This is a genomic window from Vreelandella gomseomensis, from assembly GCF_031451645.1.
In the GTDB taxonomy this organism is placed as follows: domain Bacteria; phylum Pseudomonadota; class Gammaproteobacteria; order Pseudomonadales; family Halomonadaceae; genus Vreelandella; species Vreelandella gomseomensis.
On the sequence record NZ_JARWAI010000006.1, the window covers coordinates 40,802 to 66,691 of the forward strand.

The 25,890-nt window shown below is 60.0% G+C and carries 24 protein-coding genes and 1 other RNA gene; 10 read left to right on the plus strand and 15 right to left on the minus strand.

The features are described 5' to 3' along the window. Positions 1-90: 90 nt before the first annotated feature. The 3 genes from greA to carA all read right to left on the minus strand — a co-directional run bounded on the left by greA (position 91) and on the right by carA (position 5,002). Positions 91-567: a transcription elongation factor GreA gene (gene greA, locus QC815_RS09015; protein WP_230447783.1), complete on the minus strand. Its 477-nt coding sequence runs from the start codon at positions 565-567 to the stop codon at positions 91-93. Beyond that, positions 564-3,794, minus strand: coding sequence for a carbamoyl-phosphate synthase large subunit (carB, locus tag QC815_RS09020; protein WP_309768115.1), 3,231 nt, complete (start codon positions 3,792-3,794; stop codon positions 564-566). Before carB ends, greA begins: the two co-directional genes overlap by 4 nt. A gap of 62 nt (positions 3,795-3,856) precedes the next feature. Further along, entirely contained in the window at positions 3,857-5,002 is a 1,146-nt protein-coding gene (gene carA, locus QC815_RS09025) for a glutamine-hydrolyzing carbamoyl-phosphate synthase small subunit (RefSeq protein ID WP_309768338.1), read from the minus strand. A 448-nt stretch (positions 5,003-5,450) separates the two neighbouring features. Between carA and QC815_RS09030 the strand changes: the two genes are divergently transcribed. After that, positions 5,451-6,863 carry a DNA cytosine methyltransferase gene (locus QC815_RS09030; RefSeq protein WP_309768117.1) on the plus strand — a complete coding sequence of 471 codons (1,413 nt, stop codon included), beginning with the start codon at positions 5,451-5,453 and terminating at the stop codon, positions 6,861-6,863. 21 nt (positions 6,864-6,884) lie between these two features. On the opposite strand, the gene QC815_RS09035 is transcribed toward QC815_RS09030, so the two are convergent. From QC815_RS09035 to QC815_RS09045, 3 genes are all read right to left on the minus strand, one after another. Continuing rightward, positions 6,885-7,625: a PmeII family type II restriction endonuclease gene (locus QC815_RS09035; protein ID WP_309768119.1), complete on the minus strand. Its 741-nt coding sequence runs from the start codon at positions 7,623-7,625 to the stop codon at positions 6,885-6,887. A gap of 19 nt (positions 7,626-7,644) precedes the next feature. Next, entirely contained in the window at positions 7,645-8,451 is an 807-nt protein-coding gene (gene dapB / locus QC815_RS09040) for a 4-hydroxy-tetrahydrodipicolinate reductase (RefSeq protein WP_309768121.1), read from the minus strand. Positions 8,452-8,550: 99 nt separating this feature from the next. Next, positions 8,551-8,832, minus strand: coding sequence for a DUF2218 domain-containing protein (locus QC815_RS09045; protein WP_230447780.1), 282 nt, complete (start codon positions 8,830-8,832; stop codon positions 8,551-8,553). 295 nt (positions 8,833-9,127) lie between these two features. Between QC815_RS09045 and QC815_RS09050 the strand changes: the two genes are divergently transcribed. From QC815_RS09050 to QC815_RS09060, 3 genes are read left to right on the plus strand one after another with little or no spacing between them, the layout of a single operon-like run. Further along, positions 9,128-10,255 (plus strand): ABC transporter substrate-binding protein, encoded by a 1,128-nt coding sequence (locus QC815_RS09050; RefSeq protein WP_309768123.1) that lies wholly within the window; start codon positions 9,128-9,130, stop codon positions 10,253-10,255. Next, complete coding sequence (locus tag QC815_RS09055; protein ID WP_230447778.1) at positions 10,245-11,315, plus strand: FecCD family ABC transporter permease; 1,071 nt, start codon at positions 10,245-10,247, stop codon at positions 11,313-11,315. The genes QC815_RS09050 and QC815_RS09055 overlap by 11 nt, the downstream gene beginning before the upstream one ends. Further along, positions 11,309-12,058, plus strand: a complete 750-nt coding sequence (locus QC815_RS09060) for an ABC transporter ATP-binding protein (protein WP_230447777.1) — start codon at positions 11,309-11,311, stop codon at positions 12,056-12,058. The genes QC815_RS09055 and QC815_RS09060 overlap by 7 nt, the downstream gene beginning before the upstream one ends. Here QC815_RS09060 and QC815_RS09065 read toward each other — a convergent pair. The 4 genes from QC815_RS09065 to grpE form a co-directional block, all read right to left on the minus strand. After that, positions 12,036-12,935, minus strand: a complete 900-nt coding sequence (locus QC815_RS09065) for a DMT family transporter (protein ID WP_230447776.1) — start codon at positions 12,933-12,935, stop codon at positions 12,036-12,038. The genes QC815_RS09060 and QC815_RS09065 overlap by 23 nt on opposite strands. Positions 12,936-13,023: 88 nt before the next feature. Beyond that, positions 13,024-14,175 carry a molecular chaperone DnaJ gene (gene dnaJ / locus QC815_RS09070; protein ID WP_230447775.1) on the minus strand — a complete coding sequence of 384 codons (1,152 nt, stop codon included), beginning with the start codon at positions 14,173-14,175 and terminating at the stop codon, positions 13,024-13,026. A 124-nt stretch (positions 14,176-14,299) separates the two neighbouring features. Continuing rightward, positions 14,300-16,231, minus strand: a complete 1,932-nt coding sequence (dnaK, locus tag QC815_RS09075; RefSeq protein WP_230447774.1) for a molecular chaperone DnaK — start codon at positions 16,229-16,231, stop codon at positions 14,300-14,302. A gap of 122 nt (positions 16,232-16,353) precedes the next feature. Beyond that, positions 16,354-16,995, minus strand: coding sequence for a nucleotide exchange factor GrpE (gene grpE / locus QC815_RS09080; protein ID WP_230447773.1), 642 nt, complete (start codon positions 16,993-16,995; stop codon positions 16,354-16,356). A 195-nt stretch (positions 16,996-17,190) separates the two neighbouring features. Here grpE and recN point away from each other — a divergent pair, with 195 nt between their 5' ends. Continuing rightward, positions 17,191-18,864 carry a DNA repair protein RecN gene (recN, locus tag QC815_RS09085; protein ID WP_230447772.1) on the plus strand — a complete coding sequence of 558 codons (1,674 nt, stop codon included), beginning with the start codon at positions 17,191-17,193 and terminating at the stop codon, positions 18,862-18,864. Positions 18,865-18,975: 111 nt separating this feature from the next. Here recN and fur read toward each other — a convergent pair whose 3' ends face one another. Beyond that, positions 18,976-19,428 carry a ferric iron uptake transcriptional regulator gene (gene fur, locus QC815_RS09090; RefSeq protein WP_230447771.1) on the minus strand — a complete coding sequence of 151 codons (453 nt, stop codon included), beginning with the start codon at positions 19,426-19,428 and terminating at the stop codon, positions 18,976-18,978. Positions 19,429-19,500: 72 nt separating this feature from the next. On the opposite strand from fur, the gene bamE reads away from it, so the two are divergent. After that, positions 19,501-19,965 carry an outer membrane protein assembly factor BamE gene (bamE, locus tag QC815_RS09095; protein WP_230447770.1) on the plus strand — a complete coding sequence of 155 codons (465 nt, stop codon included), beginning with the start codon at positions 19,501-19,503 and terminating at the stop codon, positions 19,963-19,965. Here the strand turns inward: bamE and QC815_RS09100 are convergent. Continuing rightward, a complete protein-coding gene (locus tag QC815_RS09100) occupies positions 19,956-20,279 on the minus strand; it encodes an RnfH family protein (RefSeq protein WP_230447769.1) in 324 nt (107 codons plus the stop codon). The genes bamE and QC815_RS09100 overlap by 10 nt on opposite strands. Continuing rightward, a complete protein-coding gene (locus tag QC815_RS09105; RefSeq protein WP_230447768.1) occupies positions 20,269-20,703 on the minus strand; it encodes a type II toxin-antitoxin system RatA family toxin in 435 nt (144 codons plus the stop codon). The genes QC815_RS09100 and QC815_RS09105 overlap by 11 nt, the downstream gene beginning before the upstream one ends. Before the next feature lie 125 nt (positions 20,704-20,828). Here QC815_RS09105 and smpB point away from each other — a divergent pair, with 125 nt between their 5' ends. After that, positions 20,829-21,320, plus strand: coding sequence for an SsrA-binding protein SmpB (gene smpB, locus QC815_RS09110; RefSeq protein ID WP_230447767.1), 492 nt, complete (start codon positions 20,829-20,831; stop codon positions 21,318-21,320). A 44-nt stretch (positions 21,321-21,364) separates the two neighbouring features. Further along, positions 21,365-21,742: a transfer-messenger RNA gene (gene ssrA / locus QC815_RS09115) on the plus strand. A gap of 138 nt (positions 21,743-21,880) precedes the next feature. Here the strand turns inward: ssrA and QC815_RS09120 are convergent. Both QC815_RS09120 and QC815_RS09125 read right to left on the minus strand, forming a co-directional pair. Further along, entirely contained in the window at positions 21,881-22,597 is a 717-nt protein-coding gene (locus tag QC815_RS09120) for a metal-binding protein ZinT (RefSeq protein ID WP_309768131.1), read from the minus strand. A gap of 120 nt (positions 22,598-22,717) precedes the next feature. Continuing rightward, a complete protein-coding gene (locus QC815_RS09125) occupies positions 22,718-23,659 on the minus strand; it encodes a sodium-dependent bicarbonate transport family permease (RefSeq protein ID WP_309768133.1) in 942 nt (313 codons plus the stop codon). Positions 23,660-23,802: 143 nt separating this feature from the next. Between QC815_RS09125 and QC815_RS09130 the strand changes: the two genes are divergently transcribed. After that, positions 23,803-24,771 (plus strand): LysR family transcriptional regulator, encoded by a 969-nt coding sequence (locus QC815_RS09130; protein WP_230447764.1) that lies wholly within the window; start codon positions 23,803-23,805, stop codon positions 24,769-24,771. Positions 24,772-24,864: 93 nt separating this feature from the next. Continuing rightward, a complete protein-coding gene (locus QC815_RS09135) occupies positions 24,865-25,830 on the plus strand; it encodes a calcium/sodium antiporter (protein WP_309768135.1) in 966 nt (321 codons plus the stop codon). Positions 25,831-25,890 lie beyond the last annotated feature (60 nt).

Here is a 25,890-nt window from a genome sequence, read left to right on the forward strand (position 1 = left end):
GCGCCGGAGCGTTAAAAGCCCGCGACACCGTGTCGCGGGCTTTTTTTGGCCATGCGGGCAGTGAAAGGCGGATCCCCGCCTTTCGCTCGCTTACAGGTGCTCGACGCTCTCGATTTCGTACTCGACGTCGCCGCCCGGCGTCTTGACGCCGACCACGTCACCTTCTTCCTTGCCGATCAGCGCGCGGGCAATGGGCGACGTGACGGAAATACGCCCCGACTTGATGTCAGCCTCATCTTCGCCAACGATGCGATAAGTCACCCGCGCGTCGGTATCCAGATTGAGCAGTGACACGGTCACGCCAAAGATCACCTTGCCGGTCTTGGGCAGCTTGGTGACATCGATCACCTGGGCACCCGAGAGCTTGCTTTCGATCTCCTGGATACGCCCTTCGATAAACCCTTGCTGCTCACGCGCGGCATGATATTCGGCATTTTCCTTAAGGTCGCCGTGCTCACGTGCTTCGGCGATAGCCGCAATCACTTCGGGGCGCGCTTCGCCCTTGAGCTGATTCAGTTCATCGCGAAGACTTTTTTCGCCCGCTACCGTCATCGGGACCTTATTCATTGACTTGCTCCTGCATGCAGATCCTGAAGGCGCCGCACCGTAATCTCCCTACCGTACTCAAGCGCCATGCAAACAGCATTAGCGCCCGCCAAGGTGGTCGCATAGGGCACCTTGCGCGCGAGAGCAGTACGGCGAATGACCGAGGAGTCATTGATGGCCTGACGACCCTCGGTGGTGTTCACAATGTAGGCGATTTCGTCGTTCTTGAGCAGATCGACGATATGGGGACGACCTTCGTAGACTTTATTGACGTGCTCCACTGCCAGGCCAGCCGCTTCGAGAGCCGCTGCCGTGCCACGCGTCGCACAAAGAGTAAAGCCTAATGTTAGCAGAGAACGGGCCACTTCGATAATCCCCTGCTTGTCCGGTTCACGTACCGACAGAAATGCCTTGCGCTCGCCGGTCAAGGCAGGGATCGCCTCGCCCGCGCCCAGCTGCGCCTTGAAGAACGCCTCGGCAAAGGTGTCGCCCGAGCCCATCACTTCGCCGGTGGACTTCATTTCCGGCGACAGGATCGGGTCCACGCCCTGGAACTTGTTGAACGGGAACACCGCCTCCTTGACGCTATAAAAATGCGGCACGATTTCATGATCGAAGCCCTGCTCAGCAAGGGTTTGACCGGCCATGCAGCGCGCCGCGACCTGGGCCAGCGAGGTACCAATGCACTTGGAGACAAACGGCACGGTACGCGATGCACGCGGATTGACCTCGATCACGTAGATCTCGCCGTCCTGCCAGGCAAGCTGGACGTTCATCAGGCCCTTGACGCCCAGCTCCACGGCCATCTTCTTGACCTGATTGCGCATCTCATCCTGGACGTCGGCGGGCAGCGAGTAAGGCGGCAGCGAACAGGCCGAGTCACCAGAGTGCACGCCCGCCTGCTCGACGTGCTGCATGATGCCGCCGATGACCACCTGCCGGCCGTCGGAGACCGCGTCGATATCGATCTCCACCGCCGCGCTCAGGAAGTGATCCAGCAGCACCGGCGAATCGTTGGACACCTTCACCGCGTTGGTCATGTAGTTCTCGAGCTCGGAGGCGTCGTAGACGATCTCCATGGCCCGGCCACCCAGCACGTAGCTTGGCCGCACCACCAAGGGGTAGCCAATGGCTTCGGCCTTGGCGAAAGCATCGTCAAAGCTGCGCGCCGTGGCATTGGGCGGCTGCTTCAGGCCGAGCTTGTCGATCATCTGCTGGAAGCGCTCGCGGTCTTCGGCGCGGTCGATGGCGTCGGGGGTGGTACCGATAATCGGCACGCCCGCCGCCTCGAGCTCGCGGGCGAGCTTGAGCGGCGTCTGGCCGCCAAACTGGACGATCACGCCCGCCGGCTTTTCTTTGTCGGCGATCTCCAGCACATCTTCCAGAGTCACCGGCTCGAAGTAGAGCCGGTCGGAGGTGTCGTAGTCGGTGGAGACCGTCTCGGGATTGCAGTTGACCATGATGGTTTCATAGCCGTCGTCGTGCATTGCAAACGCCGCGTGCACACAGCAGTAATCAAACTCGATACCCTGACCGATCCGGTTGGGGCCACCGCCCAGCACCATGATCTTCTGGCGGTCGGACACCTCCGCCTCGCACTCCTCTTCGTAGGTGGAGTACATGTAAGCGGTATCCGAGGCGAACTCGGCCGCACAGGTATCCACGCGCTTGTACACCGGGCGGATGCCGGCGGCCTGGCGTGTCTTGCGGAAGTCTTTCTCCGCCACCCCCAGCACCTTGGCCAGGCGGGCGTCCGAGAAGCCTTTGCGCTTGAGCTGATACAGCTCGCGGGCGGAAAAGTCGCTCAAGGAGCGCTTAGCTATCGCGGCCTCGGTCACGATCAGGTCTTCCAGCTGGACCAGGAACCAGCGGTCGATATTGGTCAGCGTGAACACTTCCTCGACGCTCATCCCGGCACGCAGGGCATCGGCCACGTAGAAAATACGCTCGGCACCGGCGGCCTGGAGCTCGCCCTGGATAATCGCCATGTTGTCCGGCGTGAAGTCGGTGATAATCGGGTCGAGGCCGTCGTTGCCGGTTTCCATGCCGCGCAGGGCTTTTTGCAGCGACTCTTGGAAAGTCCGGCCGATCGCCATCACTTCGCCCACCGACTTCATCTGGGTGGTCAGACGGTCGTTGGCCTGGGGGAATTTCTCGAAGGTGAAACGCGGAATCTTGGTGACCACGTAGTCGATGGACGGCTCGAACGACGCGGGCGTACGGCCACCGGTAATGTCGTTCTGCAGTTCATCCAGGGTATAGCCCACCGCCAGCTTGGCGGCGATCTTGGCGATCGGGAAACCGGTGGCCTTGGAGGCCAGCGCCGACGAACGCGACACCCGCGGGTTCATCTCGATCACCACCAGGCGGCCGGTCTGGGGATCCATGCCGAACTGGACGTTGGAGCCGCCGGTTTCCACGCCGATCTCGCGCAGCACCGCGAGGCTGGCGTCACGCATGATCTGGTACTCTTTATCCGTCAGCGTTTGCGCCGGGGCCACGGTGATGGAGTCGCCGGTATGCACGCCCATGGGGTCAAAGTTTTCGATCGCGCAGACGATGATGCAGTTGTCGTTCTTATCGCGCACAACCTCCATCTCGTACTCTTTCCAGCCCAGCAGCGACTCGTCGATGAGCAGCTCGTGGTTGTTGGAGAGCTCGAAACCACGGATACAGATTTCCTCGAACTCTTCCTTGTTGTACGCCACGCCGCCGCCGGAGCCGCCCATGGTGTAGGACGGGCGAATAATCGTCGGGAAGCCAAGCTCCGCCTGGATATCCCAGGCTTCTTCCATGGTATGAGCGACTTTGGCTTTCGGGCATTCCAGGCCAATCCGCTTCATGGCCTGGTCGAACAGATCACGGTCTTCGGCCATATTGATGGCATCGGCGTTGGCGCCGATCATCTCGACGCCGTGCTTGGCCAGCACGCCATGCTTTTCCAGATCCAGCGCGCAGTTCAGCGCGGTCTGGCCGCCCATGGTGGGCAGGATGGCGTCGGGCTTTTCGGCTTCGATGATTTTCTCGACCGCCTGCCAGGTAATCGGCTCGATGTAGGTGGCATCGGCCATGGCCGGGTCGGTCATGATGGTGGCCGGGTTGGAGTTGACCAGAATAACCCGGAAGCCCTCTTCGCGGAGCGCTTTACACGCCTGGGCGCCGGAGTAGTCGAACTCGCAGGCCTGGCCGATGACAATCGGGCCAGCGCCAATAATGAGAATGCTGTTGATGTCGGTACGCTTGGGCATAACGGTTCCCGCTGAAAAAGTGACAATGAGCGAAACATTCGGCGATGCGGCAATCGGCGGCGTTAGCGGCGCGCCTGCATCATGGCGATAAAGCGATCAAATAGCGGCGCCACATCGCGCGGGCCGGGGCTGGCTTCCGGGTGCCCCTGGAAGCTGAACGCCGGTCGGTCGGTACGCTCAATGCCCTGCAGCGTGCCGTCGAACAGCGAGCGGTGCGTGGCCCGAACGTTGGCCGGCAGTGTCGCTTCGTCCGCCGCGAAACCGTGGTTCTGACTGGTGATCATCACCGCGCCGCTATCCAGGTCCTGCACCGGGTGGTTGGCACCGTGATGGCCGTGGCCCATCTTGACGGTTTTCGCCCCCGAGGCCAGCGCCAGCAGTTGGTGGCCCAGGCAAATACCGAACACCGGCGTGTCGGTTTCCAGCACGTCCTGAATGGCTTTGATAGCGTAGTCGCAGGGCTCCGGGTCGCCCGGGCCGTTGGCCAGGAAGACGCCATCCGGGTTCAGCGCCATGACCTCGGCAGCAGACGTTTGCGCGGGCACCACCGTCAGACGGCAGCCGCGCGCGGCCAGCATGCGCAGGATATTGAACTTCACCCCGTAATCGTAGGCCACCACATGGTAAGGGCGCTCGCCCTGGGCCGCATCGGCGTAGCCGTCACCCAGGGTCCATTCGCCTTCCGACCATTCATAGGCTTCTTTACACGAGACATCTTTGGCCAGATCCATGCCCTTCAGCCCTGGAAACGCCTTCGCCGCCGCCAACGCCCGCGCCACGGCGCCTTCACCCTCGGCCTCAGCGCCCGCCAGAATGGCCCCGTTCTGAGCGCCTTTATCGCGCAGGATGCGCGTCAGGCGGCGCGTGTCGATATCGGCGATGCCCAGGACGTTCTGGCTTTTCAGGTAATCGGAGAGGGTTTGCTCGGAACGGAAGCTGCTGGCCAGCAAAGGGAGGTCGCGAATCACCAGGCCCGCCGCCGCAATCGAGGCGGATTCCACATCCTCGGCGTTGACGCCGGTATTGCCGATATGGGGATAGGTAAGCGTGACGATCTGGCGGGTGTAGGAGGGGTCGGTGAGGATTTCTTGATAGCCGGTCATGGCCGTATTGAACACCACCTCGCCGCTGGTTAATCCATCCGCCCCAATGGCGATGCCGTGGAACACGCTACCATCTTCCAGGGCCAATATTGCGGGTTTGCTCAATGCGGGGTTATTCAAAACAAGATCCTCCCATGCTGGTGGGAGCCTGTGGGCGCAGGCTCAGCAATGTCTTCGTTATCCACGACGCGTAACACTATCGCGACCAAAACCATTCATTATCAAAACTGTTTATTAATAAAACTGGGGCCGTAAAAAAGCGGGACGAAGCCGATAAAAAATAAATCGGATTCATCCCGCTTGTTGTTCTCTTCCATGTCCATGTTCGATCGTCATGGCGCAGCAATGAGCTGACTTTTTATTACTTGGGGCCAGTGCAACAAGCGCGGGGCTTTCGCTACCGTTATTTTGCTGCGTTTCAGCAGCCACCCGGCCAAAATTTTTGAAATTTTACAGGAATTACTGACAGAAGACTAGCCCCGCGCCAGTTGACACCTGGTATCAATACGGCGACCATAGGTACTCGCAATAGGTTTCGCAAAGGAAACTGGTCATGGGTACCCCTATCAGCATCGACGATGCCGCTGCAGCGCTTCAAGTAAGCCCCCAATACACCCGCCGCCTGTGTCGACAAAAAACACTCAAGGCAGACAGAATCGGCAATACCTGGGCGGTCGATGCTGAAAGCGTTGCACATTACAAAACCAGAGCTGGGCACGCTGTCGCCGAGGATCACCCAGCCTACTTCGACACTGCCGGCAGTGTGGACAAGCCTGTCGCGCTGAGTTTTTTTTCAGGCGCAATGGGCCTTGACCAGGGCATTGAAAAAGCGGGATTCGACATACGCCTGGCTTGCGAATTCGACAAATACTGCCGCGAGACAATATTACTCAATCGCCCTAACACCGCCTTGCTTGGGGATATTCATGCTTATTCGGCATCGCAAATTGTCGAGGCTGCACAGCTAGGCACCGCAAGCGTTGACCTGATGGTGGGCGGCCCACCCTGTCAGGCCTTCAGCACCGCAGGCAAGCGCAAGGCTTTCAATGATGATCGCGGCAACGCTTTTCTCGCATTTATCAATCTAGCTATCGAGCTGCAGCCACGCTATCTCGTCATTGAGAACGTACGCGGACTGCTTTCATGCCCCATGGATCACAGGCCCCACAACCAACGCGGCCCAGGGTTTCCCGACCTTTCGCTGGATGAAATGAAAGGCGGTGCGCTCAATTTCGTCTTGTGCTTACTGAAAAAGGCCGGGTACGCCTGCACCTTCAACCTCTATAACGCTGCCAATTTTGGCACGCCGCAAACCCGGGAACGGGTCATCATCATCTGCTCACGGGATGGCAACCCCGCCCCTTTCCTCCAGCCAACCCATGCTCAAGAGGGCACCCATGGACTGCCCAGGTGGAAAACCTTCAGAGAGGCGGTGGCTGGCTTGAAGACCCATACGCACCTCCATTTTCCGGAAAAACGCCTAAAGTATTATCGGCACCTCCAGGCCGGGCAAAACTGGCGCGCGCTACCCACCGCCATGCAACAGGAGGCATTAGGAAAGTCTTTCTTCTCGGGCGGTGGTAAAACCGGTTTCTTGAGGCGATTGAGCTGGGACAAACCGGCGCCGACTCTTGTGACCCACCCGGCCATGCCCGCTACGGATCTGGCACACCCGGAAGAAAATCGCCCTCTATCAATAGAAGAATACAAGAGACTCCAGGAATTTCCCGATTCCTGGCAGCTGGCCGGGCCATTGGTTCAGCAGTACAAGCAGGTAGGTAACGCGGTACCTGCCAGCCTGGGATATGCCGTGGGCAAGCTGATCAAGGATCTGCTCGACAATCAGGCGACGGCACCGCCTGATGATTTTAAATTTTCCCGATATCGTGAAACCTCTCACTACGAGTGGCGCCAGGCCTTCGAACGTCAGCAAAAAGTCGCTCAACCCACGCTATCCCTGTTTTAACGTCGGGAGGGGCATCCCTCCCTATCCCGCCAAGGATGAATTCAGTTTTATCAACCGTGCCCAGTCGATATCACCGCTTTCCGTGCAGAACTCCGCAATGAACTCTTGGGTAAACTTGTTCACCATGCGGCTGTAGGATACCTGAAACTCGTCGTTGCGTTCGCGCGCCTTGCTGCCCAGCGGCTCTATCAGTTCAACATACAGGTCAGCGTTGCCAGAGATGAACTCCCAAAACCGTTGGCCGCAATACTTAACGTAGTCACCCTTGTCCGGATGATTATCCCTTCCGTAACAGCAACCGTTCACCGCCATGATGTTCAGCCCCGACTGGCTGGTTCTCAATGTTCTCTGAGCCGTCTTGAAATTAGCTTTCATCTGGCCAATCTGCGAACTGTTACCCCAATTAGGGCCTGATTTGATGGCCACAATATAGCGGCGTCCATCATGGTCAAACTCGAGGTCCACGCCGGTAATACCTGACTTCCATCCACCGTATGTCTGCCCATTGATGAAGATGGCCAAGCCTTCAAGCCAATCACCAAACAGCGTCTCCTCATTCGATGAAATATGAGCTTCCAGAATTCCTCGAACGATCTGCTCAGCCGTTTGAACATTTTTGGCTTTAAACAAGTAAGGGTTTTTTCGCTTCAACACATCCTTGAGCTTGAGCCGGGCAAGGCGATCAATCCGCTTTTGATGAAAAGACCCAATATTTTCAGACACGTATTCTGTAACGTCATCAAGGCACAACGGCTTCATCATTTATCCCTGCCCCAGCCTGCTAAATAAGCCCCAATACATCCTGCATATCGTATCGGCCGTTCTCTTTTCCCGTGACCCAGCGCGCCGCGCGCACGGCACCCTTGGCAAAGGTCATCCGGCTTGAGGCTTTGTGGGTGATTTCGATGCGCTCGCCTTCGGTGGCAAACATGACCGTGTGCTCGCCGACGATATCGCCTGCCCGCACGGTGGCGAAACCGATCTCTTTATCACGGCGCGGACCACACTGCCCCACCCGCTCGAACACACCGTGCTCCTTGAGCGTGCGATCCAGGCTTGCCGCAACCACTTCGCCCATCTTAATTGCCGTGCCGGAAGGTGAATCGACCTTGTGCCGGTGATGGGACTCGATCACCTCGATGTCGTACCCCTCATCGCCCAGCGCTTTGGCGGCGGTTTCCAATAGCTTGAGCGTCAGGTTCACGCCCACACTCATGTTCGGCGCGAACACCATGGCAACGCGATCGCGGAAGCTATCCAGTTGAGCCAGCTCGTCATCGTTCATGCCCGTGGTGCCTATCACGATGCGCTTGCCATGCGCGGCGCAAAACGCCAGGTTGGCAAGCGTCACCTGAGGGGCGGTGAAATCGATCAGCACGTCAAAATCGTCGACGATATCGCTCAGGTCATCCACCGCCGCCACGCCGCGCTTGCCAATGCCCGCCAGCTCGCCGACATCAGCGCCAACCAAGGAACTGCCCGGCTCCACAATACCGCCCGCCAGGGTCGCATCCGTCTCTTGTTCAACAGCATTTACCAGCGTGCGGCCCATCCGGCCGGCGACGCCTACAATGGCAACTCGGGTCATCGAAACTCCTGCGCTTGCGTTTTTCAGCATCAAAGTGGGTATCTAACGTGGCCGCGATTATAGCAGACGCGCGGCGGGAATCCGCGCCGTCGGAGGCGGTTAGTTCTCCCAGACGATGACCAGTTCTTCATCGCCGGCCATCCGCACCAGATGGCGCTCCACGACGCCCTCCAGTTCATCCAGGTGCTCTTCTTCCAGGGTCTCGATCGCCACCGCCAGCGACGCCGCATCGGCGCGCATCAGGCAGGTGCCCGTGACAAAGGCAATTCTTGCCTCTTGCCCCGAGCGTTCAACGTCAAACTTGTGCGACCAGTGGTTGCACAGGCGTTTCATCAGGCGTTCACCGGAGGGCGTGGCGATTTCAGCACGGGATAAAGGCATGGGGCGTCTCCGCGTCGGTAGCGAGTTAGTACCCACTAGCGTAATGCGCGCAATGCCCGGCGCCAAGCAACGAATGGTCGCTGGCCGCAACAGCGCGTTCAACGGCGTGCTTGGGCGACCCCCAATCCCATGGCGAGACGTATCGACAGGCGGCGGCGTTTCGGCAATAATAGCGCCTTCTGAGAATGCGAATTATACGCACAACAGGTTTTGTTACCCGCCCACTCCTCCGCTGGGCACCCCTGTGCGACTCCACCACTTGTTACTTAACCGGTTGATGAAGGGAAAGGGATTTATGGCTAGCCACGTTTCCAAACTGTTACTGGGCGCACTCGCCGCCTTGAGCTGCAGCGCCGCTGTCGCCGACGATATCACCGTCACCGACGTTACCGGTCGCCAGGTTACCCTGGACGCCCCGGCTGAACGGGTGATCCTGGGCGAAGGTCGGCAAATTTATCTGCTGGGCCTGCTGGAACCCGAGGCCCCCTTTGACCATGTAGTGGGCTGGCGGGAAGACTTTTCCCAGGCGGACCCCGATAACTATGCGCGCTACGCCGAGCGTTTCCCGGAAATCGAAGACCTGCCCACCTTCGGCGGCTTCAAGGACGGCACCTTCGATGTCGAGCAGGCAGCGTCCCTCACGCCGGACGTCGTGCTGATGAATATCGAAGCCAAGGCGGCCACCGAAGATGCCGGCTACGACGACAAGCTGGCCGAGCTGGATATTCCCATCGTCTATGTGGATTTCCGCGAAGACCCTATCGCGCACACCATCCCGTCCATGCGCATCATCGGCCAGCTGATGGGTGATGAAGCCGCCGCCGAGACGTTTATCGACTTTGCCGAAGCGCAGATGACGCGGGTCACCGACGTTATCGAAGACGCCGACCCTGAACGCCCCAGCGTCTTTATCGACCGGGCGGGCGGCTACTCCGACGAGTGCTGCATGAGCTTCGGCCCGGCCAATTTTGGCGAATATGTCACCCTGGCGGGCGGGCGCAATATCGCCGAGGGCATTATCCCCAATAGCTTCGGCAACCTGAACCCTGAACAGATCATTGCCGCCGACCCAGAACACGTGGTGGTCACCGGCGGCAACTGGGACGCCTATGTGCCCGGCGGCGACTGGGTCGGCATGGGCCCGGGCGCGGACATGGATAAAGCCCGCGCAAAGCTCGAGGCCCTTACCGAACGCACGGCCATGACCGGGATTCGCGCGGTCGAATCAGACAACGTCCACGCCATCTGGCATCAGTTCTACAACAGTCCCTACTATTTCGTGGCGGTTCAACAGCTGGCCAAGTGGCTGCACCCCGAGCTGTTTGAAGACCTCGACCCGGAAGCCACCATGCGTGAGCTGCACGAGCGCTTCTTGCCCATCGACTACGAACCCGGCTACTGGATCTCATTGAATGACGAGTGACACCATGACGGCCGCGCCCGACTCCCAGGGGCGCGCCTTCTATCGCAGCCAGGTCTTCCGCCGCCAGATGATTCTGGCGGTACTGGTCGTTGCGCTCTTCTTCAGCCTGTGTGTCGATCTTGCTCTGGGACCGGCGCGTTATAGCCTGGGCGAGGTCATGGCCGCGCTGTTTACCCCTGACAGCGTCAGCCAGCAGGCACGCGTCATCCTCTGGGAAATTCGCATGCCGGTGGCCCTGATGGCGCTGGTGGTAGGCGCCAGCCTCTCGGTGGCTGGGGCGCAGATGCAAACCATCCTGAGCAACCCGCTGGCCAGCCCGTTCACCCTGGGTATTTCGGCGGGCGCCAGCTTTGGCGCCGCTCTGGGACTGGCGTTTGGTGTGGCCATCATCCCCGCCGCCATCGAGTACGTAATACCCATCAATGCGTTCCTGATGGCCATGGTCACCGCCTTTCTGATTCACGCCCTGAGCCTCAAGCGCGGGGTGACAGTGGAAACCATCGTGCTGCTGGGTATCGCCATGGTGTTCATCTTCAACTCGCTGATGGCGCTGATCCAGTTTTTCGCCAGCCAGCAGGCCGTGGCGGCGGTGGTGTTCTGGACCATGGGCAGCCTGACCAAGGCGACCTGGCCGAAATTCTGGATCGCGCTGAGCATCCTGGCCATGGTGATGCCGCTGCTGGCACGTCACGGCTGGGCGCTCACCGCCATGCGACTAGGCGATGCCAAGGCCGAAAGCATGGGCGTGAACCCCCGCGCGCTGCGCCTGGAAGTGCTGGTGCTGGTGTCGCTGCTCGCCGCAATTGCCGTCGCGTTTGTCGGCACCATCGGCTTTATCGGCCTCGTCGGGCCGCACATTGCACGCATTCTGCTCGGCGAGGATCAGCGCTTCTTCCTGCCCGGCTCGGCGCTGTGTGGCGCACTGATCCTGTCGGTGGGCTCGGTGATTTCCAAGATCATCATTCCGGGCACCATTATTCCCATCGGCATCATTACCTCGCTCGTGGGCATTCCCTTCTTTCTGTTCCTCGTGCTCAACCACAAGAAGGCCTCATGGTAACCCTACAGCTGAATCGCGTTTCCGCTCGCTACGGGCGTCAATCCATCATCGAGGACATCACCACGCCGTGCTTTCAGGGCGGGCAGGTGGTCGCCCTGCTGGGGCCTAACGCCGCCGGCAAGTCAACGCTGTTCCGGCGCATTCTCGGCCTGCTGAAAGGCGACGGCGACGTGGTTATCAGCGGCACCAGCGTCGAGCGCCCGGTGGCCTACATGCCCCAGGAAACCGGCGCAAGAGCGGTGCTCACGGTGTATGAGTCGGTGCTGCTGGCGCGCATGCAGGGGCGTAGCCTGAAAGTGCAGCCCGACGACCTGGCCCAGGTGGACCGCGCGCTCGAGGAATTGAACATTACTGGGCTTGGCGAGCGCGATATCGGCGACCTCAGCGGCGGGCAGCGCCAGCTGGTGAGCGCCGCCCAGGCGCTGGTTCAGGAACCCGAGATCCTGATGCTGGACGAGCCCACCTCGGCGCTGGATCTCAACCGGCAGATCAACCTGCTGGGCGTACTCAGGCGCCTGGCCGACGAACGCAACATGCTGATCATGGTCGCCCTGCACGATCTGGGACACGCGCTGCGCTTCGCCGATGCCGCCATGATGCTGGAAAACGGTCGCCTGATAGCCTGCGGCGATACCGCCGAGGTGATAACCCCGGCGCTGTTGCGCCAGGTCTACCGCGTGGAAGCGCGCATCGAGCCGTGCTCAAGGGGCCGTCCTCAGCTTATTGTCGAAGAAGCCGTTTAGCACGGCGGCCTTCCAGGGTCGCCAGCCCCACCCCGCCAAGCAGCAGCGGCAGGGCCAATATAAAGCCGCTGGACACCGGCAGGCCAAACAGTAGCCAGTCCGCCAACACCGGCCACACCAGTGCGATGTACTCATAAGGCGCCAGACGCGAGGCTTCGGCGTAGCGGAGCGCCAGCGTCATCGCAATGTGCGCCGCCCCGCCAAACAACCCCGACAGCACCAACAGAGCAAACGCTGTCTGCGTCAGCGATGCCCAGCCCAGCGGAAGGGTTGCCAGCCCCGCCAGCGCCGCTACCAGAATGAAGTAGAACGCGATGGACGCTGCCGTCTCGGTGCGTGAAATACGCCTGACGGTCAGCAGCGCGCCGGCAGTCAGCAGTGCGCTCAGCCCGCCCAGCGCATAGCCGGCCAGCTGGCCATGCGCGCGGCTCGCTTCGAGCCCCGGCAGCACCAGCACGGCCACCCCCGCCAGCGCCAACCCCAGCGCGCCCGCGCGATAGAACGAGAAGCGCTCGCCCAGCAACACCACCCCGCCAACAGCCATGAACACCGGCGTCAGCTGCGCGAGCAGCGTGGTTTCCGCCACGGGCAACAGTGCCACCGCCGCAAAGGAGGCAAACATGGCGGCAGCCCCCAAGCCGGAACGCAGCGCATGCCCCAGCGGCCGACGCGTGGCCAGCCCGCCGGGAAACTCCCGGCGCAGCACCAGAAACACCACGATGGGCACGAGCGCAAACAGCGAACGATAAAACACCGACTGCCCGACCGGCACCTCGTCACTGACGGCCTTGATGCACACCAGCATGCCGGTAAACAGCGCCCCTGACAGCACCCTGAGCAAGATACCCCTGACGGGTCTTTCCTGACGGTTATCCATGGCGATCACTCTTCCCAAACGGCAAAAACCCCCGGACGAACCGGGGGTTTTTGAACCCAACACTTAGCTAAATGGCACTCGCTGAGCCTTACGGCTTCATCTCTTCAAAAAACTTCTTCACGCTGTCGAAGAAGCCGGTTTTCTTGGGCGAGTGGCTGTGGCTGTTGGTGCCGTCCAGGCTCTTCTGCAGCTGACGCAAGAGGTCTTGCTGCTCGTCGTTGAGGTTGACCGGCGTTTCCACCACGACCTTGCACAGCAGGTCGCCCGGGGTACCGCCACGCACGGGCTTGACGCCTTTACCGCGCAGCCGGAACAGCCTGCCGGTCTGGGTCTCGGGCGGAATCTTCAGCTTCACACGGCCGTCGAGCGTCGGCACTTCCAGCTCGCCGCCGAGGGCGGCATCAACGAAGTTGATCGGCACGTCGCACTGCAGGTGCTTGCCGTCGCGCTGGAAGATATGGTGCGGCTTGATAGCCACCTGGACATACAGGTCGCCGGGCGGGCCACCGTTGATGCCGCTTTCGCCTTCCGCATTGAGACGGATACGGTCGCCGGTATCCACGCCGGGCGGAATCTTCACCGACAGCGTACGGGTCTCGCGCACGCGCCCTTCAGCGTTACACTTATGGCACGGCACCTTGATGTGCTGACCTGAGCCATGGCACGTGGGGCAGGTCTGCTGAACCGCGAAAAAGCCCTGCTGCATGCGCACCTGGCCGTGGCCGTGGCACGTGGGGCAGGTATCCTTGCTTGACCCCGGCTCGGCACCGCCGCCGTCGCAGCGATCGCATTCGATATGACGCGGCACGCGGATATCGACGGTGGTACCTCCCACCGCGTTTTCCAGATCCAGCTCTAGGTTATAGCGCAGATCGGAGCCGCGTGCGGGCGCATTGGGGCCACGCCGGCGTCCGCCGCCACCAAAGATATCGCCAAACACATCGCCGAAGATGTCGCTGAAATCGCCGGCGCCACCGCCGCCGAAACCACCGCCACCAAAGCCACCACCCTGACCGTCGACGCCGGCATGACCGAACTGGTCGTAGGCCGCGCGTTTTTCGCTGTCGGTGAGGACTTCGTAGGCTTCCGATACCTCACGGAATTTTTCCGCCGCGGTGTCATCGTCGGGGTTTCGATCGGGGTGATACTTTTGCGCCAGGCGACGGTAGGCCTTCTTGATCTCTTTCTGATCAGCCCCTTTCTCGACACCCAGGACTTCGTAATAATCGCGCTGGGACATGGGTCCTACGCCTCCTGGTTAGCTATGCATGCAACTGCACATTTAACTGTGTGCGTGTTGGCCGCGGAAACAGCAACGCGGGAGTTAGCTCCCGCGTCACCGCTTTCCTTGGCAGAAAGAGGGCTTACTTTTTCTTCTGCTCGTCGTTGACTTCTTCGTACTCGGCGTCAACCACGTCTTCCTCGGGCTTGCTAGCCTGCTCAGCGCCCTCTTCGCCTGGCTGCTCGGCGCCTTCAGCCTGCTCGGCGTACATCTTCTGCGCCAGCTGGCCGGAGGCTTCGGTCAAGGCGTCGAGCTTTTGCTGGATAAGCTCTTGGTCGTCGCCTTTGGTGGCTTCTTCCAGCTCGGTGATGGCCGTTTCGATGGACTGCTTCTCGTCATCGGTGGCCTTGTCACCCGCTTCTTCCAGCGTCTTGCGCGTGGCGTGAATCATGCCGTCGGCCTGGTTGCGCAGCTGCACCAGCGCCTCGAACTTCTTGTCCTCGTCGGCGTGGGCTTCGGCATCGCGCACCATCTGTTCGACTTCTTCCTCGGACAGGCCACTGGACGCCTTGATGACGATCGACTGCTCTTTACCGGTCGCCTTGTCCTTGGCCGAGACGTTGAGGATACCGTTGGCATCCAGGTCAAAAGCCACTTCGATCTGCGGCACACCGCGCGGCGCCGGCGGAATGTCGGCAAGATCGAAACGACCCAGCGACTTGTTCTGCGACACTTGCTTGCGCTCACCCTGAACGGCATGGATGGTCACCGCCGTCTGGTTGTCATCCGCCGTGGAGAAGGTTTGCGTCTTCTTGGTCGGGATGGTGGTGTTCTTCTCGATCAGCGGCGTCATGACGCCACCCAGAGTTTCGATGCCCAGGGTCAGCGGGGTCACGTCGAGGAGCAGCACGTCTTTCACGTCACCACCCAGAACGCCGCCCTGGATCGCTGCACCGACGGCCACGGCTTCGTCCGGGTTCACGTCTTTGCGTGCGTCCTTGCCGAAGAACTCAGCGGCTTTCTGCTGAACCAGCGGCATGCGGGTCTGACCACCGACCAGGATCACGTCGTCGATTTCAGACGCCGACAGACCAGCATCTTTCAACGCTACCTTGCACGGCTCCATCGAGCGCTGCACCAGGTCGTCCACCAGCGATTCCAGCTTGGCACGAGTGACCTTGACGTTGAGGTGCTTCGGCCCGGTGTTATCCGCCGTGATGTACGGCAGGTTAACGTCGGTTTGCTGGGCGCTGGACAGCTCGATCTTGGCTTTTTCGGCCGCTTCTTTCAGACGCTGCATGGCCAGGTTGTCGCCGGACAGGTCGATACCGCTGTCAGACTTGAACTGGTCGACCAGGTAGTTGATCAACGCCAGGTCAAAGTCTTCGCCGCCCAGGAAAGTATCGCCGTTGGTCGCGAGCACTTCGAACTGGGTTTCACCGTCGACATCGGCCACTTCGATGATCGAGATATCGAAGGTACCACCACCCAGGTCGTATACCGCGATAGTCTTGTCACCGCGCGACTTGTCCATGCCGTAGGCGAGCGCCGCTGCGGTCGGCTCGTTGATGATGCGCTTGACGTCCAGACCGGCGATACGACCCGCATCCTTGGTGGCCTGACGCTGGCTGTCGTTGAAGTAGGCCGGTACGGTGATGACGGCCTCGGTGACGGTTTCGCCGAGATAGTCTTCCGCAGTCTTCTTCATCTTCTTGAGCACTTCCGCACTGACCTGCGGCGGCGCCATCTTCTGGCCTTTCACTTCCACCCAGGCATCGCCGTTGTCGGCTTCGGTGATCTTGTACGGCACCATCTTGATGTCTTTCTGTACGACGTCGTCCTTGAAACGACGGCCGATCAGACGCTTGATGGCGTAAAGGGTGTTTTCCGGGTTGGTCACCGCCTGGCGTTTTGCCGCCTGGCCGACCAGCGTCTCGCCGTCTTCGGTATAGGCGATGATGGACGGCGTGGTACGACCACCCTCGGCGTTTTCGATAACTTTTGCACTGTCTCCATCGAGCACCGATACACAAGAGTTGGTGGTGCCCAAATCAATGCCAATAATGCGTCCCATAATTTAGAACCTCGGATTCGGTTGATTCACTACGTCAAACTGATTGCGGGTTATCCCGCGGGGTTGCCCCTTTATCTGGGGGCCACCTGAAAGTTTTCAAGGCCTTTTTATGCCCGGATCGCCTATGACTCACTCGCTTTCTGGCTGACCACGACCATCGCGGGGCGAACGAGGCGCCCGTTCAGCGAGTAGCCCTTCTGCATGACTTCCATCACGGTGTTGGGCTCGACCTCGGGATTCGGCACCATGGCCATGGCCTCGTGAACCTGGGGATCAAAGGGCTCGCCCTGCGGGTCGATGCGCTCGACACCAAACTTGTTGAGCACGTCGAGCTGCATCTTCAGCGTCATCGAGACCCCTTCGCGATGCACCTCGGAGGCGTCTTCCTGCATCGACTCGAGAGCCTTTTCCAGGCTGTCGACCACCGGCAGCAGATCCTTGACGAACTTTTCCAGGGCAAATTTGCGCGCCTTTTCGGCTTCGTGCTCGGCACGCCGGCGTACGTTCTGCGCTTCAGCAGCGGCCCGCATGGACTGGTCATTGGCTTCAGCCAGGCGCTGCTCCAGGTCTTGCACTTGGGCGGCCAGGGCGTCAGCTTCGGCGCTGTCACCAACTTGATCGACGACGGCTTCATCATCGTCGTTGATCAGGCCTTCCAGCTCGCCTTCGGCCAGACGGTCTTCCGACGCCTGCTCCGGCGTTTCGGCCTCTTGCTCTTGGCGAGCCAGTTCGTCATCCAACGGGGTTTGCGGTTCTTTTGCCATGCCTTGCTCCTGCATCGTTCGGGGGGCTGTTCGAATGCCCAATAGTAAGTAGCAATCAAATTGGCTATGCACGGTATATGGGGATCTTGAAAGCCATCTCAAGTGGGCATTGAAGCGCGTTTTCGACTACTGTATAAAACAACAATACTCCAGCGCCCTGGCGACGCTGGCTCCGCTGCGCCTCAGGAGGCCCCCATGCTGACTCAGCTTGCTATTCGAGATTACGCGATCGTTGAGCACCTAGAGCTCGACCTGACCCATGGCATGACCGCCATTACCGGCGAGACCGGCGCCGGCAAGTCGATCCTGCTGGGCGCCCTGGGCCTTTGCCTGGGCGAGCGCGCCGACGCCGGTAGCGTGCGCCACGGCAGCGAACGCACCGACCTCGCGGCGCGCTTTGACATCCAGCACCTGCCGGCGGCCCGCGAATGGCTCAGCAGCCGCGAGCTGCCCTGTGATGAATGCCTGCTGCGGCGGGTGGTGACGGCCAACGGCCGCTCCAAGGCGTGGATCAATGGCCAGCCGGCCACTATCAGCGACCTGAAATCGCTCGGCGAGCGGCTGGTGCAGATTCACGGCCAGCACGCCCATCAGGCGTTAATGCGCGAGGAAACTCACCTGGCGCTGCTGGATGATTACGCGGGACTGCGCGACACCACTCAGCAGCTGGCCGAGACGTATCGCGAATGGCGCAGCGCCAACCGGCGCCTCAAGCAGCGCAAGGAAGCGGGCAGCGAGGTGGAAGCCAAGCGCCAGCTGCTGCGCTATCAGGTAGAAGAGCTCGATCAACTGGCCCTGGCCGAGGGCGAGCTGCAAACCCTGGAAGACGAGCAGCACACCCTGGCTCACGCCGACGAAACCCTGCGCGAAACGCAGTTCGCCGCCGATTGCTGTGCCAGCGACGAAGGCGGTGCGCTGTCGCTGCTCAACCAGGCGCACGCGCATCTAAGCGCCCTCCCCGGCAGCGACAAGGGCACGCTGGCCAATACCCTCGCCATGCTCAGCGATGCACGCATTCAGGTCGAAGAGGCCGCTGGCGAACTCCACCGCCTCGCCAGCACCACCGAGCTCGACCCCGAGCGGCTGGCGTGGGTGGAAGAGCGCCTGGCCGACGTGCACCGCATCGCGCGCAAACACCACGTCGCGCCGGAGGACGTCTGCGCGCTGCACGCCGAGCTGAGCCGTGAAGTCGCCGAACTGGAGAGTGGCGATAACGATATCGAAGCCCTGGCCGCCCAGGTGGCGGAGCTGCGCGAGCGCTATCGGCGCGACGCCAAGCGGCTGAGCGAAGGACGCCAGAAGGCCGCTGTGCGGCTGGGTAAGGAGGTTCAGCAACAGCTGAGCTTTTTGGCCATGGGCAAGGCACGTTTCGAGGTTGAGGTCACCGCCCGCGACACCCCGGGGGTGGAAGGCCTCGACCAGGTTCATTTCCTGATCAGCGCCAACCCCGGCCAGCCTGCCCGACCGCTCACCAAGGTAGCGTCCGGCGGTGAGCTTTCGCGTATCAGCCTTGCCATTCAGGTGGTCGCCGCGTCCCACTCCACAATTCCCAGCCTGGTGTTCGACGAAGTAGACGTCGGCGTATCCGGCGCCACTGCCGAAATCGTCGGCCAGCTACTGCGCAAGCTGGGCGAAAACGGCCAGGTCATGACCGTCACCCACCTGCCCCAGGTCGCTGCCCAGGCACATCAGCACCTGCATATCGAAAAACGTGCCAAACGCGACAGCACCCTTACGCATATGGCACTGCTGGATGAAAGCGGCCGGGTAAGCGAGCTGGCCCGCATGCTGGGGGGCGTCAAGCTATCCGACCAGACCCTCGCCCACGCCCGGGAGATGCTCAACGCCAGTCAGCGGCAGCCGCACTGACGACCAGGCAGGTCGTGCTGATAGACATGAAAACGCCCCTGGGCCACTCGGCATGGTCTGCCGGGTAGCCCAGGGGCGAATCTTGCAACACCAGTCGCACTGGCAGGCACCCTACTTCTTGTTAGTAGGCCCGCTGTCCTGGCGCGTCATGTCTGACCCACGGGGGCGCACGTACAGCACCAGGGCATGGTCAACCAACTCGTAGCCGTGCTCTTCGGCAATTTCTTGCTGGCGGCGCTCGATGATCTCATCGACAAACTCGACGATCTCACCGCTTTCCAGACACACCATGTGGTCATGATGGTCTTCTTGCGTCATCTCGAATACGGCATGCCCACCGTCAAAATTGTGACGGATCACAAGGCCGGCTGACTCGAACTGCGTCAGTACACGGTAAACGGTCGCCAGCCCCACATCTTCGCCCGCATCTATCAGTGTTTTATACACTTCTTCTGCGCTAAGGTGGTGCTGACCCGAGGCATTTTCGAGAATCTGCAGGATTTTGACACGCGGCAGGGTCACTTTCAGCCCGGCTTTGCGTAATTCATGGTTCTGATCGGCCATGGTTGCTCTTCGCAGTAACAGGTTAGGTCGGGTATGATCGACCGAAACCACGATAGTGAAGAATAGGCTCAAATGCAAAAATTGACTCGAATCATCGCGCTCTCCGTTTCCATTGTCGTGATCAGCGGCTGTAGCTACGTAGGCGTGTACAAACGCGACATTCCCCAGGGCAATCTGGTCACCGAAGACATGGTCGATCAGCTGCAGCCGGGCATGACTCAGGAACAGGTCACCTACGTAATGGGCAGCCCGCTACTCGAAGCCCCCTTCGATGCGCGCCAGTGGGACTACGTATTCCGACTCGACAAGGCCTACGCAGGCGTTGAGCAGCGCCGGGTCACGCTGACCTTTGATAATCAGGGAAGGCTTGCCGAGATCGACAGGGAAGGCGACTTGTCCGAGGATATTCCGCTCGACGTTGAAGGCGGTGGCGGCCCGGCCACGGATACCGTCGCGCCAGGCGACACTATCCCCAACGAGCGCATACAGAATCCGACGCCTGGCCCCACCAACTTCTCACCCGACGCTCAGCTCTGATCGGCCGTGCCGCTCGCCTGGCGCTTTGCGCGTTCACGGCGAGCGGCCTTGGGGTCGATCAGCAGCGGCCGGTAGACCTCTACCCGATCACCCGGCGCAAGGATATATTGCGCCGGGTCACGCAGCGCCTGGCCAAAAATACCCAGCGGTGCCCCATCGAAGGTGTCACGGGGCAATTCGGGAAAAAGGTTAGGTAGGTCCGCAAGCGCCACGGCCTCTCGAGCGGTGGTGCCCGGTGGCACATCCAGCGCGACCAGGCGCTGTTTATACGGCAGGCCGAATGCCACTTCGACCGCGTGGGTGTCAGCGTCCATGAAGCTCGTCAGCTCGCCGGGTGAACGCATCAACAAGCTGTCCGGCTATCTGCTGGAACAATTTACCGAAGGCCATGCCCAACAGGCGGTTGGCGAACTCGAACTCCATGTGCAGGCTCACCTTACAGGCGCCGTCGCCCATGGGGATAAACTGCCAGCGGCCGGTCAGACGCTTGAAGGGGCCACTGACCAGCGACATCTCGATACGCTCCGGCGCGAAGAGGTCGTTACGGGTCGTGACCGTCTGCTCGACGCCTGCACGCCCCAGGGTCATTTCACCGATCAGGTGATCGTCATCATGCTCGAGCAAGCGCGCACGCCGACAACCCGGCAAAAACTCTGGATAGCGTTCGAAGTCATTGACCAGATCGAACATTTGTTTGGGGGTGTGCCGCACCAAGGCGGAACGATTGACGGTTGGCATTGACCTCTCCGCTGACTTCACAGTGCCCAAGGCGTATCATGGGTATCATAGTTAAGACCTTGAATGGTATCACGCCTCCCCATATAACGAAGGGGGTGTCACAGACAGATCGAATATGAGGTTTCATGGCCACGAAAAAAGGGAAGAGCAAAGGCCCTACCAGCAACGTCATTGCCCAGAACAAGAAGGCACGCTTCGAGTACCACATCAACGAAACCTTCGAAGCAGGCCTTGCGCTGGCAGGATGGGAAGTCAAAAGCCTTCGCGCGGGTAAAGCCCAGCTCACCGACACCTATATCCTGATTCGCAACGGCGAAGCCTGGCTGCTGGGTAGCCATATCATGCCGCTGAATACCGCCAGCACCCATGAAATCGCTGACCCCACGCGCACGCGAAAATTGCTGCTGCATCGCAAGGAGATTGCCAAGCTGTTCTCGGTCACCCAGGACAAGGGCCACACCTGCGTGCCGCTAAAGCTTTACTGGAAGCGCAACAAGGTCAAATGCGAGCTCGCCCTGGTGACCGGCAAGAAGATCCACGACAAGCGCGCCACGGAAAAGGATCGCGATTGGAACCGCCAAAAAGGACGAATCATGCGGGAACATAACAAGGCGTAGCTGGTCAATTAAGGGTGAGCACGTTAGAATGCTCGCGTAGTTAAGGGGGCGACATGGTTTCGACGCCGGTGACAACCCCTGCGGTGCATGCCGAGAGCGTGATGTATCTCGTAAATACCACATCACGAAAAATAGTCGCAAACGACGAAAACTATGCTCAGGGCGCGCTAGCAGCGTAAGCTGGTAGCTTCTTGTCCGGCCCCAAGGCGATGTGCCTATTCATCGCTGAGGGGATACGAGCTAAAAATGATAGGATCGCGGTTGACGGTGTCTTCTCGTCAATCGTTAAACCTTAGAAGACTCGCGTGACTGAATCCTGATCGTCGGAGTCAGCCGCGCTAAAGCAAAAGACGAAATCTAAGCATGTAGAGCCAATGGGCGAGTGCTGGCGGACGCGGGTTCAATTCCCGCCGCCTCCACCAGACATCCCTTCAAATCAAGCACCTACGGGTGCTTTTTTTGTGTCTGCCGTCCTCATAAAACAAAGCGCTACCCTTTTGGCCAGCGCTTTGTCGTCACTCGAACAGGCTAAACGGTGTGTTGCTTCGTCCGCTGCCGTTTTAGTGCGAGAGCATTTCTTCGACGATTTCCTGACCGCTCATTGACGAGGGGTAGTACGTCGGCCAGTGGGTGACTTCTTCCAGCAGCGCGCCGCGGTCATCCCCCCAGTAGAGATGGTAGTGATGCGCATCGGTGGGGTAGATGCTGTGATCGCTGAACTGGATGTATTGGGGCAGATTATCATCAGCCGCGTCTTCGAGTTCGTAGATGAACCGCACCCCGCGATTGCCCGCCTGGTAGGTTAAAATCTCATAGCCATCGTACTGGTAGTCCCCTGACATCTCCTCGCCGTTCTCGTAAAAGGTGACGTTGTTGCCGTCAATGACGATACGCGCTACCTCCGTTTGGTACCCGGTATCGTAATAGGCTTTGTATTCTTCGGCGGTTTTGTCACCCTCCGCTGCCTTGTGTGCAAACACCTCGTCCAGAGTGCCGTCTTTCAGGTACGGATAAACGGATTGCCAATCGCCCTCCCAATCGGTGAGGTCGCGATCTTCAACCTGGTGATCATCAAAATAACCGGCGTAGATATCGCTATCTTGGTCATGACCATGGTCGTGGCCGTGATCGTGATCGTGATCGTGATCGTGATCGTGATGAGCATGGTCTTGATCATGCTCATGGTCGTGTTCATCGGCGCTGACGCCTTGGGTACTCGCCAATATCAAAGCGCTCAAGGCGATTGCGCTCAAGCTTTTAGATGATAATGCCGTCATGTTCGATAGCTCCTTATGCTGGTTGGGGGTCACTTTAAGACGCATAAGGTATAATATAACATTTCATTTATCAACGACGTTCTATTCGATGAACCTGGCCTGAGCAGACACAACGACCCGCTAACCAAGCAGATACTCCACGATGGCGTGATAAACAGGAATCCCCAGCGTCACGTTGAGCGGGAAGGTGATCCCCAGCGATGCCAGCATGGCCAGACCGATGTCGGCCTCGGGAATGGCGGCACGCATGGCCGCAGGTGCCGCAATATAGGAGGCACTGGCGGCCAGCGCGGCCAGTATCACCACCGACCCGGTCGGCAGCCCCAAGGCAGCGCCCAACAGAATCCCAAGCAGCGACAGCAACGGCGGCGTCACCAGCGCAAAGGTGACCAGGCGCCAATGATGCCAGGGCATCGGCCTGAGCGTTTGCGCAGCGGTGAGGCCCATTTCCAGCAGGAACAGCGCCAGCACGCCCTTGAACGCGCTGGTAAACAGCGTAGTGACTTCCTCGCCCTGGAAAGGCCCATAAAGCGCACCGATCAATACACCGCCCGCCAGCAGAATGACGCCGCGATTGGTCAGGGTTTCATGCCAAAGCTTGCGTGTACTCTCCTTGACCGCGGCGCCCTGGTAGCGCCTAAACAGCGCGATGGCGACCATGATCGCGGGCAGCTCCATCGCCACCAGGTAAAGCGTGACTTCGCTGCCCACCAGCAGATCGCGCGCCTCCACGTAGGCGAGCGCGACCGCAAAGGTGCCTGCGCTCACCGAGCCGTAATGGGCGGCAATGCTGGCACTGTCGACGGCGGACAGGCGTACGAGGCGCCGTAACACCGACATCAGCATCAACGGTATCAGCGCCGAAAGCAGCGCCACGCCCAACAGCTCGGGCACCAGTCCCCAATGCAGGTTACCGTAAAGCGCCATGCCGCCCTTCAAGCCAATGGTCAGCATCAACAGCAGGCTCAGGGTGTCGTAGGTGGCCTTGGGCACTTCCAGATCCGACTTTACCGCCCCGGCAACAAGCCCCAGCAGAAAAAACATCACCACAATATCCGGCATCGCGCTAGCTCCCAAGCATTAAAAGAGGCTGCATCTTGCGATGGCGACAGCAAGTTAACTAATCATATATTTAAAAAATTATATAGATAATTATCTATACTATTAAAGATGCCGATCTTCTCACGCGCCAAGCGAGCCCTGCCATGAACATTCGTCAGCTGACCTTCAGACTGCTTCAGGTTTACGTCACGGTGGTGCGCTGCGGCTCGGTGAGCGAGGCCGCACGGCAGTTACACCTGACGCAGCCGACGGTATCGCAACAGCTCAAGCGGTTGAGCGAAGCCGTTGGCGGGCCGCTGCTGGAGTACCACACCCAGGGCTTGACCATGACCGCCACCGGTCAGGCGCTGTATCACGCCAGCTGCGACGTATTGGGCCGCTTCGAGGACTTTGCCGACCAGCTCAGGGCGCTTCACCAGGGCAGCAAAGGACGTTTCAGCATTGCCCTGGTGAATACCGCCCAGTACGTATTGCCGCGCCTGCTTGGCCCGTTTAGCCAGGCATTTCCCGAGGTGGACGTGACCGTGCATATCGGCAACCGCCGTCAGGTGCTGGCGCGCTTCGAACGCCACGAGGACGATCTGTATGTATTCAGCCACCCGCCTGCGCTTTCTCACGCGGTGGCCGCACGCTTCATGCGTAATCCACTGGTCGCCATCGCCGCCGCCGGCCACCCGCTGGCCCAGCAACCGTCGGTTACCATGGAGCAATTGCTCAACGAGCGACTGTTACTGCGCGAACCGGGATCCGCCACGCGCATGCTGCTGGAAAGCTGGCTGCAGGAACACGGGCTCGCCATGAAAACGACGCTGCAGATGGCCAGCAACGAAGCGATCCGCGTCGGTGTAGCGGCGAGGATGGGCGTTGCCGTATTATCGGAACACGTGCTGCCCAACGAACATCCCGAGCTTGCGGTGCTGCCCATTGACGGGCTGCCCATTGAAAGCCACTGGCAATTCATCGTGCGCAATGACCAGCGGCTACCACAGTCCGCCCAGCGCTTCCTGCACTACGTCGACGAGCACCTCGACCAGTGGATTGAACCGCGCTTTGTATGCAATGAACTGCCGGCGCTCTTGCGCTTGTACCCAACCTTTCCACTCCGCCGCTGACGGCATGCCATTAAACGGCTGCGGCCATTACCTTTTGAACGACTGTTCACCACCAGCGGGGCACGATGCCCCGCCCCCTGTAAGGAACACAATATGCTGTATGCCTTGAGTTTATTGGTGGGAATCAGCTTTCTGACCCTGGGCGGCGAGGCCTTGATACGGGGCGCCGTAGCAGGGGCACGGCGGATGGGGGTTTCCCCCCTCCTAACAGGGCTGGTGGTGGTCGGGTTCGGCACCTCCGCACCCGAACTGGTGGTCTCGATAGACGCTGCTATCAACCAGCAACCGGATATCGCCGTGGGCAATATCGTCGGCAGCAATATCGGCAATATTTTATTGATCCTGGGGTTATGTGCGCTGATCTGCCCGATGACCGTTCAGCCCCAGGCGCTGCGCCGTGACGGTGTGTTCATGGTGGCGGCCACGGTGCTGTTTATCGGCTTGGCCTTTGGAGGCGCCCTGGGCCGCCTGGATGCGAGTATTTTCCTGGCCGGGCTGATCAGCTATCTCATCTGGGCGTACCTGAGCGAACGACAGCAGATAATCCCCGCCGCCGAAATGCACGCCGCAGAAGCGGATGAGGTGACTGCCCTCCCCAAGACGACTATAAGCATTGTCATGGCACTGGGCCTGGGCCTTGGGCTATTGATTGGGGGCTCTCAGTTGCTGCTTTACGGTGCGATTGGCCTGGCCCAGGCGATGGGTATTTCAGAAGCGGTGATCGGCCTAACGATCGTGGCGGTGGGCACGTCACTGCCGGAAATGGCGGTGTCGGTGATCGCGGCCCTGCGCCGGCATGCGGATGTTGCCGTGGGCAATATTCTGGGCAGCAATATCTTCAACCTGCTCGGCATCCTTGGGATATCGGCGTTTTTACAGCCGCTGCCGATCGCCGACCGGGTCGCCGCTTTCGACCAGTGGGTCATGCTTGGGGCCGCCGGTGTGCTGATGATCTTCCTCTACACCAGCATGCGGCTTTCGCGCCTTGAAGGCGGCCTATTACTGGCCGGCTATGGAGTGTACTTAACCTTGAGTTTTAGCGTGATTGGCGCTTTCTAAAACGCAAGATGCGCCAAGTTACTATTACCTAAACGATTAATTTGCTAAAAAATGATCTTT